This window comes from Photobacterium halotolerans DSM 18316 (genome assembly GCF_000425165.1).
Lineage (GTDB): Bacteria > Pseudomonadota > Gammaproteobacteria > Enterobacterales > Vibrionaceae > Photobacterium > Photobacterium halotolerans.
The window spans coordinates 34426-48355 of the sequence record NZ_AULG01000024.1 but is presented as its reverse complement, the minus strand read 5'-3'; the positions used below and the strand labels follow the sequence as shown (position 1 = coordinate 48355).

Annotated in this window: 14 protein-coding genes; 10 read left to right on the top strand and 4 right to left on the bottom strand. The window is 48.8% G+C overall.

Annotated elements, in window-relative coordinates; translation table 11 throughout:
- Positions 1-73: 73 nt before the first annotated feature.
- A complete protein-coding gene (locus H511_RS0106555) occupies positions 74-1276 on the bottom strand; it encodes a maltoporin (RefSeq protein ID WP_027251581.1) in 1203 nt (400 codons plus the stop codon).
- A 447-nt stretch (positions 1277-1723) separates the two neighbouring features.
- On the opposite strand from H511_RS0106555, the gene H511_RS24770 reads away from it, so the two are divergent.
- The 8 genes from H511_RS24770 to H511_RS24050 all read left to right on the top strand — a co-directional run bounded on the left by H511_RS24770 (position 1724) and on the right by H511_RS24050 (position 7491).
- On the top strand, positions 1724-1951 hold the full coding sequence (locus tag H511_RS24770; RefSeq protein WP_162144603.1) for a hypothetical protein: 228 nt from the start codon (positions 1724-1726) through the stop codon (positions 1949-1951).
- Positions 1882-4245, top strand: coding sequence for an RHS repeat-associated core domain-containing protein (locus H511_RS0106550; protein WP_027251580.1), 2364 nt, complete (start codon positions 1882-1884; stop codon positions 4243-4245). The genes H511_RS24770 and H511_RS0106550 overlap by 70 nt, the downstream gene beginning before the upstream one ends.
- Positions 4246-4279: 34 nt before the next feature.
- On the top strand, positions 4280-4858 hold the full coding sequence (locus tag H511_RS0106545) for a hypothetical protein (protein ID WP_027251579.1): 579 nt from the start codon (positions 4280-4282) through the stop codon (positions 4856-4858).
- A 231-nt stretch (positions 4859-5089) separates the two neighbouring features.
- On the top strand, positions 5090-5350 hold the full coding sequence (locus tag H511_RS25100) for an RHS repeat-associated core domain-containing protein (protein WP_027251578.1): 261 nt from the start codon (positions 5090-5092) through the stop codon (positions 5348-5350).
- Positions 5328-5699, top strand: a complete 372-nt coding sequence (locus H511_RS25095) for a hypothetical protein (RefSeq protein ID WP_276324922.1) — start codon at positions 5328-5330, stop codon at positions 5697-5699. The genes H511_RS25100 and H511_RS25095 overlap by 23 nt, the downstream gene beginning before the upstream one ends.
- Positions 5700-5811: 112 nt before the next feature.
- Entirely contained in the window at positions 5812-6090 is a 279-nt protein-coding gene (locus H511_RS0106530; RefSeq protein WP_027251576.1) for a hypothetical protein, read from the top strand.
- A 192-nt stretch (positions 6091-6282) separates the two neighbouring features.
- Entirely contained in the window at positions 6283-6501 is a 219-nt protein-coding gene (locus tag H511_RS24985) for an RHS repeat protein (RefSeq protein ID WP_027251575.1), read from the top strand.
- A gap of 249 nt (positions 6502-6750) precedes the next feature.
- Positions 6751-7491: a helix-turn-helix domain-containing protein gene (locus tag H511_RS24050; RefSeq protein ID WP_027251574.1), complete on the top strand. Its 741-nt coding sequence runs from the start codon at positions 6751-6753 to the stop codon at positions 7489-7491.
- Positions 7492-7554: 63 nt separating this feature from the next.
- Here the strand turns inward: H511_RS24050 and hemB are convergent, their stop codons facing one another.
- From hemB to malK, 3 genes are all read right to left on the bottom strand, one after another.
- Positions 7555-8544: a porphobilinogen synthase gene (gene hemB / locus H511_RS0106515; protein WP_081669209.1), complete on the bottom strand. Its 990-nt coding sequence runs from the start codon at positions 8542-8544 to the stop codon at positions 7555-7557.
- Between the two features lie 395 nt (positions 8545-8939).
- Positions 8940-9125 (bottom strand): hypothetical protein, encoded by a 186-nt coding sequence (locus H511_RS0106510; RefSeq protein WP_027251572.1) that lies wholly within the window; start codon positions 9123-9125, stop codon positions 8940-8942.
- 253 nt (positions 9126-9378) lie between these two features.
- Entirely contained in the window at positions 9379-10488 is a 1110-nt protein-coding gene (malK, locus tag H511_RS0106505; protein ID WP_027251571.1) for a maltose/maltodextrin ABC transporter ATP-binding protein MalK, read from the bottom strand.
- A gap of 602 nt (positions 10489-11090) precedes the next feature.
- On the opposite strand from malK, the gene malE reads away from it, so the two are divergent.
- Positions 11091-12272 carry a maltose/maltodextrin ABC transporter substrate-binding protein MalE gene (gene malE / locus H511_RS0106500; protein WP_027251570.1) on the top strand — a complete coding sequence of 394 codons (1182 nt, stop codon included), beginning with the start codon at positions 11091-11093 and terminating at the stop codon, positions 12270-12272.
- A 106-nt stretch (positions 12273-12378) separates the two neighbouring features.
- Positions 12379-13920, top strand: a complete 1542-nt coding sequence (malF, locus tag H511_RS0106495) for a maltose ABC transporter permease MalF (protein WP_027251569.1) — start codon at positions 12379-12381, stop codon at positions 13918-13920.
- Positions 13921-13930: the final 10 nt, after the last annotated feature.

The following is a 13930-nucleotide window of genomic DNA, read 5'->3' as shown; positions in this document are numbered from 1 at the left end:
TTTGCGATTCCCTGAAAAACAACAGCCAGTCAATAGCGACTGGCTGTTTTTAACACACGGTATTAGTGTTTGATTACCACCAGGCTTCAACCTGAGCACCAATGTTGTACTCAGTGTCGTTACCTGCGCCGAAGGCATTGTCGTTATCGTAATCAGACAGGTAGCTGGCGTAGAAACGCAGCTCAGGACGTGCCCAGAAGCTTGGTCCTGCTGTGAGCGCCTGAGCAATAGTCAGCTTGCTGCCAGACTTGTCGACGCCAGAATTGTCTTCGTCATAGTAACCGGCTTCGAAGATAGTCTTCACGTTGTCGTTCCACTTGTACTCAGGGCGGATAACGGCACTAATGATAGTGTGATCATCCTTGCTGTCGTAGCTGGTGTTTGCGTAAACCAGCTGGTGGCCAATTTCCCAGGTTGAAGAGGGTGCAATAACGCCCCAGTTGATCAGACGATAACCCTGCGCACCATCGTTTGAGGTGGCATTGAAATAGTGACCCGCACCCAGACCGGCCATTTGCTCACCGTAACCTTCGGTACCGAACTGCAGCGCAGTTTTGTTGAAGCCGTTCAGGAATCCGCCCTGCGTCAGCTCTGCTGTCAGCATTACACCGTCGTTGAACTCATTAGCTGCATCTTGAGCGTCAGTTGCGTTGACCAGGCCGTAGTTCACGCCCAGCTCCAGGCTGGCATCGCTCCACAGACCCAGACCGGCATAACGCAGATCAAAGTTGTTGACGTTCACCTCGCCGGAATCATCACGAATCACAGCCACAGACATTTTACCCGGACCGACACTCAGGTTTTCCAGACCGGCACCGGCGCCTGAAGTGTCCCAGTAGTAGAAGTCAGAAATATGGATATCATGGCGCTGGTAGTAACGCTTACCTGCCCAGACAGCGGCATCCTGGTCGCCTGCAATGAAACCTTTCGCCACCACATTGAACTGGCGCAAGGCGATGTTATCTGAACCATCGTCATTTACACCCAAACCTTCCCAGTCACTTGAACCGTCAGTGGCGACAGCCAGCATGGAGTCAACATAGAATGACTTACCATTCTCGTTGTACACTTCCTTGCCAAGACCCAGCTCGCCATAAACGTCATTTTCGTTGCCCAGACGGCCGACTTTGTTTTTCTCATAAGCGACAGTTGAACCGTTTTCACCGCTCACACCGACACCCGCACGCATATAACCGTGAAAGTCCACTTCTGCATAAGTAGCGGCAGACATCAGTGCTGCGGAGACGGCAGCGGCTGTCAGGCAGATTTTGTTCAGTTTCATTGCTTAACTCCTTGATGGATGCGTTTTTATTATCTTGTTTGCTTTCGGCTCCGCCGAATGCAGCAATCAGAGTGCTCAGGTACAGGTAATGCTCACCCTGATTAGCGCGCCCCTCAGTCAACATTTGCACTGCATGAAATTAATCCTAGTGCTTTTTTTGAGAAGGATTGCGTCCGTAATGGATGTTTTTATTCTGCGCCTGCAATAAAGGCGTAACATCCTCCCTGAAGCTATTGATTTATGGAGTAGCAGGGGGGCTGAGTGTGTGGATCACACTTTGTAGGGGGGTATTCAAAAAAATAGGTTCAAGAGTAATTTTTTGACTATTGGATCACGAAATTTCACCAATGCGCTGTTATCTAAGTTGAAAATGGATAGTGAGATCACGCTTTGTCCGGGAGGAGAACAATAGTTCGTCAATCATAATCTGTGAACAGACACATGAAGCCCAGTGGTGATGCTTTTGTTTACAGTCAACTGAAAGAAATCTGTGATGAAGCCGGCATTGTAGTGACCTCGGTGACTTACAACGGCGCCCGCGTGAAATCTTACACTGAGGGCAATACCAGTATCCGGGAGAAAGCCGGTATCCGAATGCCATGGTTTATCTGCCTGCCAATTCCAGCCTTGAAACCTCAGACAGTGGCGCATCCCGAACCATCTCGCTGACTTATGATGCCAGCCACAACCTGACCTCAGTCACCACGCCGAAAGGGGATACGACGCATCGCAGTTATCTGGCAAATGGTTTGCTTGCCAGCAGCACAGATCCGGAAGGCAATGTCACTTCCTTCACATACAACAATCAGGGGCAGCTTGTTGCTGTCGTGAATGCACTGGGGCAAACCCAAACCCTGAGTTATGACGGCAATGGCTACTTAACGCAAGTGACGGATGCCGCCGGGCAAAGCTGGCGTTATCAGTACGATGCATTAGGCCGTAAACTCAGCGAGCGGGACCCGGCAGGTCTTGAAACCCGCTATACCTACGACGAAGCCGGAAAGCTGACGGCTGTGATTGCACCCAATGGCGCCACGGAAACTTATAGCTACGACAGCTATGGTCGTTTGAGTGTGCTGACCCGCTATGACGGCAGCAAAGAAAGCTATACCTACCGGACGGATAATCTGCTGGCCAGCAGTACCGACCCGATGGGGATCGTGACCCGTTATGAATATGACGATGGTAAGCGGCTGGTGATTCTGTCGGTTGGCTCGGAAGTGGTTGAATACGCTTATAATGCGCGTGGTCAGCTGACCAAAATCAGCAATGCCAACGATACCCTGACTCGCGCCTATGACCAATGGGCAAGGCTGACGTCGGAAACCAGTCAGGGGTTGACCCATCAGTACAGCTACACCCCATTTGGTGAGATTGCACAATGGGATAACGCAGGGACACCCGTCAGTTACGCTTATGATGCGAATGGTCAGATCCAGAACATGACCACCCCGCAAGGGAGCTATTCATTCAACTGGAATGCCAACGGGATTCTTACCCGGCAGCAAACACCCGACGGGTTGGTGTTAACCAATCAGTACGATGCATTAAACCGTTTAACCTCACGGCGGTACAACCAGGACGCGTTCAGTAAAGACTGGCAGTATGCGTACAGTCTGTCGGGGTTACTGGAAAGCATCACTCAGGATGGCGAGAATCAGACCTTTGCCTATGATGCCAGCCAGCGCTTAGTTCGGGCGAACACAGTCACCGGAGAATATCAGTATCAGTACGATGAATTAGGCAACCGGTTAGACTTCGGCGGTGTTTACAGCCCGGACGGCAAGTTGCTGGAAGATAATCAGTTCAGCTACGAATATGACCTGCGCGGTAATCTGAGTAAGAAAACCCGTAAAGACGGCAGCACCATCGAAACCTTCACCTATAACGACGCAGAACGTTTGGTCGGTTACCAGCGCGAGCGGGTGATCAGCGCAGATGCCGGAAATGGTGAAACCACACTGCAATCCAGCATCGAAGTGACCGCTGCCTATACTTATGATCCTCTGGGACGCCGGATCAGCAAAACCGTCAATGGTGAGCAAACGCAGTTTTACTGGTTGGGGAACACTTTACTTCGTGAAAGTGGCCCTCAGGGTCAGAAAGACTATACCTACGGCGCCACAGGTTACGCCCCTGCCACTGTCGATGCAGACGGTCAGATTTCAGATGTGCTGAGTGATCACCTGTCCGCCCCGGTCGGGCTGATTCAGGCACAAAACCTGATCTGGCAACAGGCGAGGAGTCCGTTTGGGAAAACAGGTGGCACTGCTCAGCCAGTCACTTTCAATATCGGCTTTCCGGGGCAATACCGGGATGCAGAGTCCGGCCTGAACTACAATTTCTACCGGGATTACGATCCGAATACTGGGCGGTACATTCAGCGGGATCCGATTGGGTTGGGTGGGGGATACAACTTGTACAGCTATGCCGGTGCAGACCCGCTGAACTATACGGATTCGACAGGGTTAATCATTGACACTGTCGCTGACATCGGGTTTATTGGCTATGATTTATATCGGATTTTAACGGACAATGTTCTTGGCGACTGCGGCAACTTAGGCAGTAACCTAACAGCACTGGGGGCTGATTTAGCCGGGTTAGCAATACCCGGTGCAACGGGGCTGGGGGCTGCGAGCCGGGTTGCAAAGGGCGCAGACAAAGGTGGACTGAACCTTTTCAAATGGGGTAAAGAATCTACGACGAAAGCTGATGGCTGGAAGGACGGAGATTTTATGCTCCACTTGCCTGACAAAGGCAGTGCTAAAGCAAATTGGAAACAGAACTCAGGTCATTTACGTGAGCAGATGAATAAGGGAAATCCAATTTATGATTCATACCGTGACCCCAAAACTGGCCAGCAGATAGATACAGGTGGCTTCTTAAATGCCGAGCGCAAATTATTAGAGTCGCGTGGTTGGCAATACAACTCATCAACAGGAGCTTACCATCCACCCAATTAATTGGGCGGATGGGAATTGCTATTTGGGGATTAAGATGAGCACTAATGATTTTGAAAGTTTGGTTCAGAAAGGTTTTTCGTTCCTTGTTTCTGATTACCATTTTCGCTGTGTTGAAGTTACGAACCATGTAGTTCGTTTTGAAAGTGATAAGGTGTTTGTGGCTGTGCGTTATGATGCAGACCGTTCGTATGAACTCGATGTTGAAATTGGTGAGCTGAATGTTCTGTATGGTGGGCAAGAGCGGCCATTTAATATGGGAGAAATTCTTAGACTGGAGGGTGTGGCCGAAAAAGAAAGGTATACCTTTTTCCAGGCCAGCACTCCTTCCGTACTGGCTAACTGTGTTGCCAAACTGTCGTCGTTATTGTCTACCTATGCAGTTGAGTTATTGCAACATAATGAGTTCGTTTTTAAACGCCTATCGGGTTTAAGAGAAAGAGAGTGTGACCAGTATGAGTTGAAAAGCAAGCTGGCGCATATCAGAAGAGAAGTAAAAATTGCTTGGAAAAATAAAGATTACGCCAAAGTTGCTACGCTGTATAAACCGGTAGAATCTTCTATCAGTGATGCAGAGAAAAAGAAACTTGCATTTGCTGAGAAGCAAGTAAAATGACAAGGCCTGCTTTAGCGAGCAAATAAGGGAGGCCACTCTGCAATATGTACTACCGAAAGAAAACCCCAGGTATGCCCCGAGTAATAAATGTCGGGACAGGCACCTTAATCATCCTACTGGCTGGGGAACACTTTACTTCGTGAAAGTGGCCCTCAGGGTCAGAAAGACTATACCTACGGCGCCACAGGTTACGCCCCTGCCACTGTCGATGCAGACGGTCAGATTTCAGATGTGCTGAGTGATCACCTGTCCACCCCGGTCGGGCTGATTCAGGCACAAAACCTGATCTGGCAACAGGCGAGGAGCCCGTTTGGGAAAACAGGTGGCACTGCTCAGCCAGTCACTTTCAATATCGGCTTTCCGGGGCAATACCGGGATTCAGAGTCCGGCCTGAACTACAATTTCTACCGGGATTACGATCCGAATACTGGGCGGTACATTCAGCGGGATCCGATTGGGTTGGGTGGGGGTGAATATTTATTCATATGTTAGGGGAGATCCACCGAGTTATATCGACCCATTGGGATTAGCGAGATTTGGGTTCAGGCCATTAGGTGGTGATGAATCTTATTATAATAGCAATGGTATTCCCGATGGGAGCAGCAACCATCACCGCGCACATGAACAGCTTTGGTTTAACGATAATCCAGCTGAAAACGTTGGATTTTTTGCTGGCGATGGAAGTGGAAACGGCGCTGCGATTTGCGGTGAAGCTGGTGATGTTCGTTCAGACGATGACTATAACAGAAACGATTATGACTTCTTTGGACCTGTCTATGACGATAATTTAATGCGCCAAGCATTGGATAATATTCGCGGGGATTGGGATAACAACACATAATGTGTTGTGGGCAAAAATTGTCAGCATTTTTCAGATGCACTGAGGCAAGATATGACCGACTAGCAAATCCTCCAACTTGCCGTATGACAAGACGTGGTAAGAGGTGCAATTAATGGCAAGAAAGCTGAGGATTTATCTTAGTCTGTTGATTTTGATTTTCCCGGTTGCAACATATCTTCTGGGAATAGTGAACGCATCAAATGGATTATTGTGGTTAGCCCTTGATACCGGTTATTACTATCCTGTTTATGTGATTGCACCATCTTTGTTTAAAAAGTTAGAAATAGGGCTGCTTGTACCTATGTTGGGAGGGCGATTACTTGCTTTTTTGTTGTATTTACTCTCGCTCTTATTATTTTTCAAAATGAAGGATAAGCTCTTTCCTAACTGATAAATGACGCTTGCTGCTGGTGAAGGCTGACAATGGAAACCAGTCAGGGGCTGACCCATCAGTACAGCTACACCCCATTTGGTGAGATTGCACAATGGGATAACGCAGGGACACCCGTCAGTTACGCCTATGATGCGGATGGTCAGATCCAGAACATGACCACCCCGCAAGGGAGCTATTCATTCAACTGGAATGCCAACGGGGATTCTTACCCGGCAGCAAACACCCGACGGGTTGGTGTTAACCAATCAGTACGATGCATTAAACCGTTTAACCTCACGGCGGTACAACCAGGGCGCGTTCAGTAAAGACTGGCAGTATCAGTACAGTCTGGCGGGGCTGCTGGAACGCATCACTCAGGATGGCGAGAATCAGACCTTTGCCTATGATGCCAGCCAGCGCTTAGCTTAGTTCAGGTGAATACAGTCTCGATGCACTGAAAAACCTTCAAATATGGCTCAGAAGCAGCGGCAATCATTGTCAATGGGACCAGTTGTACTAAGCCCATGCAGCCCCCAAAAGTGGTATACACTTTCTTGTGTTCAGAGTGCAAAGTGGTGTCCCGGATTGTCTTGGAACAACAGCGAAAAGGAAAGCCAACTAGAGACACGATAAGAGGCTAGTGGTATATATGTAACAAGATGTTTCTTTGGCTAAATTATGAATATTGAATATTTCTTTCAAAATCCAATGATCCCTTTTCCTGAAGGGTATCTTGTTGTCAAAAACAAAAAACACCAGATTGTCGCCTGCAACGAAGCACACCAGAAATTAGCCGGGAAGCATGAGCACGCACAGCTGCTAGGTTTAACTGACAATGATTTCCCTTGGAGAAGTTACGCCAATCTCTATCAAATGTATGAAAAAGATATCATGAGAGGGCGACAATACAGCTTGCGCCTACCCTTAATCGATGTGTCAGGGTGCGTTCACCAGCTGTATATAAAAAAGCGGGTAATTCTAGACCAGCATGGCTTGATAGCAGGAACAATGACACACGCACTATCAATGAGCAGTAGTGAGAATGAATACATGGTCACCACACAGTTTGCTGCCATTGAACAAATATCCCGCTTGAAGGACAAGCGCTTATTTAAGGTTTGTAAGCGACTGCTACTGAATCCGCAGTGCGATCTGCCCATTGAGCAATATGCTGCGGATGTTGGTATGACATCTAGAAGTTTATCGAGACTGTTTAAATCAGAGCTTGGAGAATGCTTTTCTCAAATGCGCAGGCTGATTCGGGTTTATCTCTCGATTCCTCAATTGTTACATGGCCGCAGACCAAGTCAGGTTGCGCTGGATTTTGGCTATCAGTCTCAAGCCAGTTACTCAACTGTCTTCAAGCAAATCACAGGATTATCTCCCGGAGGTTACGTCAAAGCCCATTCTCATCAGTAAGCTGGGAAATGGCTGGGTGCTTTTTACAGAGGTAAGAACCGAAGTCATCTGGTCACGCTTTGACTAGTGACTGACATCGTTATCCTCCTGTAACCATTGAGCGACGCGTCTGGCAAAGTAAGTCACCACGATATCCGCACCAGCACGTTTGAAACCGAGCATGGTTTCCATAACCGACTGCCGTTCGTCGATAAGACCAGCCTCTATCGCATGTTGCAGAATCGCGTACTCTCCGCTGACTTGATAGACGGCAACGGGCAGGTTGGTGTTTTCACGGATGCGATGAACAATATCAAGATAGGGTGTGCCGGGTTTGACCATTAAGATATCGGCACCTTCTTGTTCATCCATTGAAGCTTCAATCAGTGCTTCCCTACCGTTCGTCGGATTGGCCTGATAGGTTTTACGATCGCCTGATAATTCACAATCCACTGCTTGGCGAAATGGGCCGTAAAATGCAGAAGCGTATTTCATTGAATGAGCCAAAATGCCGACATGATGGTAACCGGCCTGATCGAGAGCCTGACGAATCGCCTGTGTCTGGCCATCCATCATGGTTGAAGGAGCCAGTATGTCAGCTCCGGCTTTTGCTGCGGTCACAGCTTGCCTGGCTAAATTTTCTAATGTGGCATCGTTATCGACATCGTCTCGGTTAATCACACCACAGTGGCCGTGTGTGGTGTATTCACAAAAACAGATATCGGGGATCACAACAATGTCTGGGCATGCCTGCTTTATCGCCCGTATCATACGTGCCAGTAAGCCATGCTCATCCCAAGTATCAGAGCCTTGGCTGTCTTTTGTATGCGATATGCCAAATGGCATCACGTAACGGATGCCGAGCTCGTACAACTCACGAACTTCCTGTGCCACATTCTGCTCTGCATAGCGTACTAACCCCGGCAGCGCATCGATAGGCTTATTGGTTGTGATCTGCTCTTCGATAAAAAGAGGCTGAATTAAATCCTGAATACCAATCTGGTGTTCCTGAACGAGTTTTCGAACATGAGGGCTCGCTCTGAGGCGTCGTTGTCGACGGCATATTGTTGTCATTATGATCGACCTTTTATTGTTTGTTTGAATGCATTGTTATGTTTTGAGGGCGAGATGTATTTCGCAAATCGGACACTTTTTTATTCAAATCGGACATGGGCGCCACCGCCTTTGAGTGACTTACTCGGCGGTAAAATGACTGTTAAGCGCGTCAGTGAAAATACGTCTGTAAGTGATACGATGTTTACGATTTTGAAGGCGGTTAGCCGATGGACTGCAATTAAGTGTCATGAATTAAGTGATTGGGCGGGTGCTGGAAATCGGGGACTGGTTTGGTGTGTTTGACATCTTTCCCGCCAATTCAGCCCCGCCAATTCCAGAAATGCTGGCGATTCCCGGTGATAATTCGCCCGGCCATAATCAGGCCGGGCTGAGGAATATCTTACTGGTGGTAATTACTCTCCATCATCGGGATAGAAGCGACCTTCCGGGGTGTAAGGTTCTTTATCATCCACAATACTGCGCTGGCCACGAATTTCTCTCAGTTGGTGTTCAAGCATTCTTACCTGCTGATAATCTCCCTCCTGATAAGCGGCTGTGAGGCGTAGTTCAATGTCTTCAATGCGTTCTCGGATACTCATTGTGACCTCCGGCTCAATAGCTGTGACACAGTGCCAGTCAGTGTCTTCCTGACACGTTCCACTAACAAGCATACTGTAAAAAAGCCGACCTGTTTATTCCTATAAGAGGCAGGTTGTACTGTGTATTAGATGTATTAGAAATAAAGAAACCGGAAAGCCAGATTGGCTCCCCGGTTATTGAGATGAAAATGGAGCAGATTCAGTTTTATAGCCAATGTGTAGGCGAATAAACTGATGTCCGGGCGGATTGAGATTACACCCCAAATTCCTGGAAGAGTCTGCGGCAAGCCTGGCCGTCGCGATGGAACAGGTGGCAGCGATGCGCCGGAATACCAACTTTGAGCACCTGGCCTGCATCGACATCCAGTATGTCTGGCTGACGGTAAACGAAATCGGCATCAACCCCTTTAAGGTTCAGATAAACCTGAGTTTCGTTGCCCAGCTTTTCTACCACCTGAATATCACCTTCGACCGTGGCGTCCCCTTCATCCCCTGAGAGCAGGTGTTCAGGACGAATGCCCAGCGACATGCGGTCCCCGCGGGTGACTGTGGTGCCATCAACGGGGATCCAGAAAGTGGTGCCGTTAGCAAGCTGAACCATCACGCGCTCTTTTTCAACCTGCTCGACAAACACGCTGATGAAATTCATTTTAGGCGAACCAATGAAGCCGGCGACAAACCGGTTCTCTGGGTAATGGTATAACTCAAGAGGTTTACCAACCTGAGAGACGAAACCGCCATCAAGCACCACAATCTTGTCTGCCATCGTCATGGCTTCTACCTGATCATGGGTCACATAGATCATGGTGCAGCCGAGTTGCTTATGCAGTTTGGCAATTTCAATCCGCATTTGGACACGAAGCGAAGCGTCGAGATTGGACAAGGGTTCATCGAGCAGGAAGACATTCGGTTGCGCGACCAGTGTACGGCCAATAGCGACACGCTGGCGCTGACCGCCTGACAAAGACTTGGGCTTGCGCTCCAAAAGGTGGCCTAACTGAAGAATGTCGGCGGCGTTTTCTACCCGCTTACGAATTTCTGCTTTATCGGCTTTCGCCAGTTTCATTCCGAACGACATATTGTCGAACAGGTTCAGGTGCGGATAAAGCGCATAAGACTGAAAGACCATACCCACACCGCGCTGGGCAGGTGGGATATCATTCATACGCTGCTCACCTATATATAAATCACCGGAGGTAATGTCTTCCAGGCCAGCAATACAGCGCAACAGAGTGGATTTACCACAGCCCGATGGCCCGACAAACACCACAAATTCTCCTTCAGCGATATCCAGATTGACGTTTTTTGAAATCAGGTTATCGCCATAAGCTTTACTAACATTGCGTAAAGTGACACTCGCCATCTGGCTTCCCTCTATGTTTTGTCTCTGGCCCGCACTATGGTAGATGTCATTATGCGTGCCAGTAAAGTCGGTGTAGAAAAAACAGGGTAGCGCCCAAAGTACAGCGGCATTGGAGTGGCTGCTACCCGTAAACTGCGAAAATGACTTCCCCAACATTCTCGCAGGTGTGACGATGCCAAGTGGTGGACATCAATGTTGCTTCATGCAGCAACAGTCAACAATAAAAAGACAGTTTACCGTTGAACACGCTCAAGCCTTGCTGAGGTTGATGCTATTGTGCGGAAAATGCCTTAGTACAACATCCTCCCTGAACTATTCTTCTCAGGGGGATGAGCGGGGGAGGAGTATTCAGATCACATTTTCTCAGGCGACGTGCTGCCTGCTGAAATCATTGTAAGTAGTATGTGCTCTCTGTCACGAATGGTCATTGTTTTTTGAACTTGGTCACCCCCGTAAATGATAAGGATCACGATTTCCACTCTGCGTTATGGGGGGCGTAGCGCCTGGGATGATGCTTCATAGGAATGACTGATAGATGATAGAGGCTGGAAAATGTGTTGCCGATTGAAAACGCAACGATAACCATCTGGAAGGATATAACAATGAAGAAAGTCCTCAGTACTGTCGCACTCTGTACCCTTGCCGCACTCAGTTCTGTTTCAGCGCACGCTGCCATTGAAGAAGGTCAGATCACTATTTGGATTAATGGTGATAAAGGCTATACCGGCCTGGCCGAAGTGGGTAAAAAGTTTGAAGCTGACACGGGCATCAAAGTCACGGTTGAACATCCTGATAAGCTGGAGGAGAAATTTCCTCAGCTGGCCTCAACCGGTGACGGCCCGGATATCGTACTCTGGGCGCACGACCGTTTTGGTGGCTACGCTCAGGCAGGCCTGCTGACAGAGGTGAAACCTTCTGATGCCTACCGTAGCAAGTTTGCCGATTTTACCTGGGATGCTGTGTCGTACAACGGTAAATACGTAGGTTATCCGGTTGCGGTAGAAGCATTGTCATTGATTTATAACAAAGATTTGCTGCCTGAGCCGCCGAAGAACTGGGAAGACGTGGTTGCCCTGGATGCTGAGCTGAAAAAGCAAGGTAAACGCGCCATCATGTGGAACCTGCAAGAACCTTTCTTTACCTGGCCCCTGCTTGCAGCTGACGGCGGCTATGCCTTTAAATTCACCGCTTCCGGCTATGACGCGAAAGATGTTGGCGTAAACAACGAGGGTGCAAAGCGCTCAATGAGCTTCGTGAAAAGCCTGGTTGATAAAGGTGTGATTGCCCCTGATGTGGATTATGCCATTGCCGAGGCCGGCTTTAACAAAGGCGATGTGGCTATGACAATCAATGGCCCCTGGTCTTGGGCGAACATAGATAAAGCAGGCATTAATTATGGCGTGGCCATGCTGCCTAAACTGAATGGCAATCCGTCCAAACCATTTGTTGGTGTACTGACTGCAGGTATCAGCTCTGCTTCGCCAAACAAAGATCTGGCTGTTGAGTTTATTGAAAACTATCTGCTGACTAACGACGGCCTGCGTACTGTCAACAATGACACGCCGCTGGGTGCGGTTGCGTTGAATTCGTTCCAGGAAGAGCTGAGTTCGGATGCCCGTATTTCCGCGACGATGGGGAATGCGATGAACGGTGAAGTCATGCCGAATATCCCTCAGATGTCTTCTTTCTGGTATGCAGAGAAAGCAGCGATTAACAATGTGGTTAACGGGCGTCAGTCTGTGGAAGACGCATTAAATACTGTTGCTGACCGAATGACCAAGTAAACTTACCTATCGGAGCAAGCACCTGCTTGCTCCTTCCTCTGACGTACTGCGAGGAACGCTGATGCAGTCTCATCATGTTGCCGAACTGGCTCTTGACGCTACCGATATGACAATGAATTCAAAAAACAAACCTGCCTTGCGAACCTGGATAAAGTGGGCTGCGCTGGGCGGTGTGAGTGCCATTAACGGTTATGCCACCATACTTATGTATGCACGTGCTGAATATGCGTTTGCATTATTAACCCTCATTCTGACCGCTCTGGGGGTGTATGTGTTTGCCCGCAAGAGCACTTATGCCCATCGCTATATTTATCCGGGTGTTGCCGGGATGATTCTGTTTGTCATCTTTCCTCTTGTGTATACGGTTGGCCTTTCATTCACAAACTACAGCGGGAGCAACCAGCTCAGCTTCCAGCGCGCCCAGTCAGTGCTAATGGAGCAGTCTTTTCAGACTGGTGAAAGCTATAGCTTTTCGCTCTATGGCGAGGAGGGACGCTATCAGTTAGCACTTAATACTCAGGATGGCTGGTATCTGAGTGAGCCCATTGACCTGAAGGCATTGCCTGAATCATTAAATCTGTCCCAGTCCCAACAGCCGTCGACAGATGCGGCGCCACTAAAAACAGTGATTCAGAACCGTCAGCAACTGAGCGCCCTGATTGTTACTCTGCCAAACGGCGACAACCTGACAATGTCGGGCTTGCGTAAGTTTGCCGCCAGTCAGTCGCTTTTTGCACTGCAAGATGATGGTGAAACACTGATCAATCAACAGACCAAGCAGGTGTACAAACCCAATTGGGAGACAGGGTATTATCAGGAAGTCAACGAGGCGGGGCAGTTTATCGGCGAGTCGATGTCACCGGGCTTTATCGTCAACAGCGGCTGGGATAACTTCACCCGGATATTTACCGATCCCGGCATTCAGGGGCCGTTTGTCAGCATCTTTATCTGGACCATAGTATTCTCGGCCCTGACGGTTGTGTTCACCCTGGCCGTTGGTGTTGTACTGGCGCAGGTGGTGTCCTGGGAGGCATTGAAAGGACGTGGCCTTTACCGCGTGCTGCTCATTTTGCCCTATGCCGTACCTGCCTTTATTTCGATTCTTATCTTCAAGGGCCTGTTTAATCAAAGCTTTGGTGAAATTAATCAGGTACTGCAAGGTCTGTTTGGCTTGAGTCCGTCATGGTTCACCGATCCGTTTCTGGCTAAAACCATGATTCTGATTGTGAACACCTGGCTGGGATACCCTTATATGATGATTCTGGCAATGGGCCTGCTGAAGGCTATTCCCGATGATCTGTATGAAGCGTCCGCCATGGATGGTGCAGGTCCGTTGGATAACTTCTTCCGCATTACGCTGCCTATGCTGGTGAAGCCGATGGTGCCACTCTTGATTGCCAGTTTTGCCTTTAACTTTAATAACTTTGTATTGATTCAGCTGCTGACTAACGGCGCGCCGGATATGCTTGGCACCAGTGTGCCTGCCGGTCATACGGATCTTCTGGTGAGTTATACCTATCGCATTGCTTTTGAAGGGGCGGGCGGACAGGATTTCGGTTTGGCAGGGGCGATTGCCACATTGATATTCTTGCTGGTAGGCGGTTTGTCGTTACTGAATATGAAATTCACAAAACTGGATGCTGAGTAAGGGGAAGACT

Coding starts and splice junctions, on each gene's coding strand:
- H511_RS24770 (WP_162144603.1), top strand. CDS start 1,724: ATGAAGCCCAGTGGTGATGCTTTTGTTTACAGTCAACTGAAAGAAATC.
- H511_RS0106550 (WP_027251580.1), top strand. CDS start 1,882: ATGGTTTATCTGCCTGCCAATTCCAGCCTTGAAACCTCAGACAGTGGC.
- H511_RS0106545 (WP_027251579.1), top strand. CDS start 4,280: ATGAGCACTAATGATTTTGAAAGTTTGGTTCAGAAAGGTTTTTCGTTC.
- H511_RS0106530 (WP_027251576.1), top strand. CDS start 5,812: ATGGCAAGAAAGCTGAGGATTTATCTTAGTCTGTTGATTTTGATTTTC.
- H511_RS24985 (WP_027251575.1), top strand. CDS start 6,283: ATGCCAACGGGGATTCTTACCCGGCAGCAAACACCCGACGGGTTGGTG.
- H511_RS24050 (WP_027251574.1), top strand. CDS start 6,751: ATGAATATTGAATATTTCTTTCAAAATCCAATGATCCCTTTTCCTGAA.
- hemB (WP_081669209.1), bottom strand. CDS start 8,544: ATGACAACAATATGCCGTCGACAACGACGCCTCAGAGCGAGCCCTCAT.
- H511_RS0106510 (WP_027251572.1), bottom strand. CDS start 9,125: ATGAGTATCCGAGAACGCATTGAAGACATTGAACTACGCCTCACAGCC.
- malK (WP_027251571.1), bottom strand. CDS start 10,488: ATGGCGAGTGTCACTTTACGCAATGTTAGTAAAGCTTATGGCGATAAC.
- malE (WP_027251570.1), top strand. CDS start 11,091: ATGAAGAAAGTCCTCAGTACTGTCGCACTCTGTACCCTTGCCGCACTC.
- malF (WP_027251569.1), top strand. CDS start 12,379: ATGACAATGAATTCAAAAAACAAACCTGCCTTGCGAACCTGGATAAAG.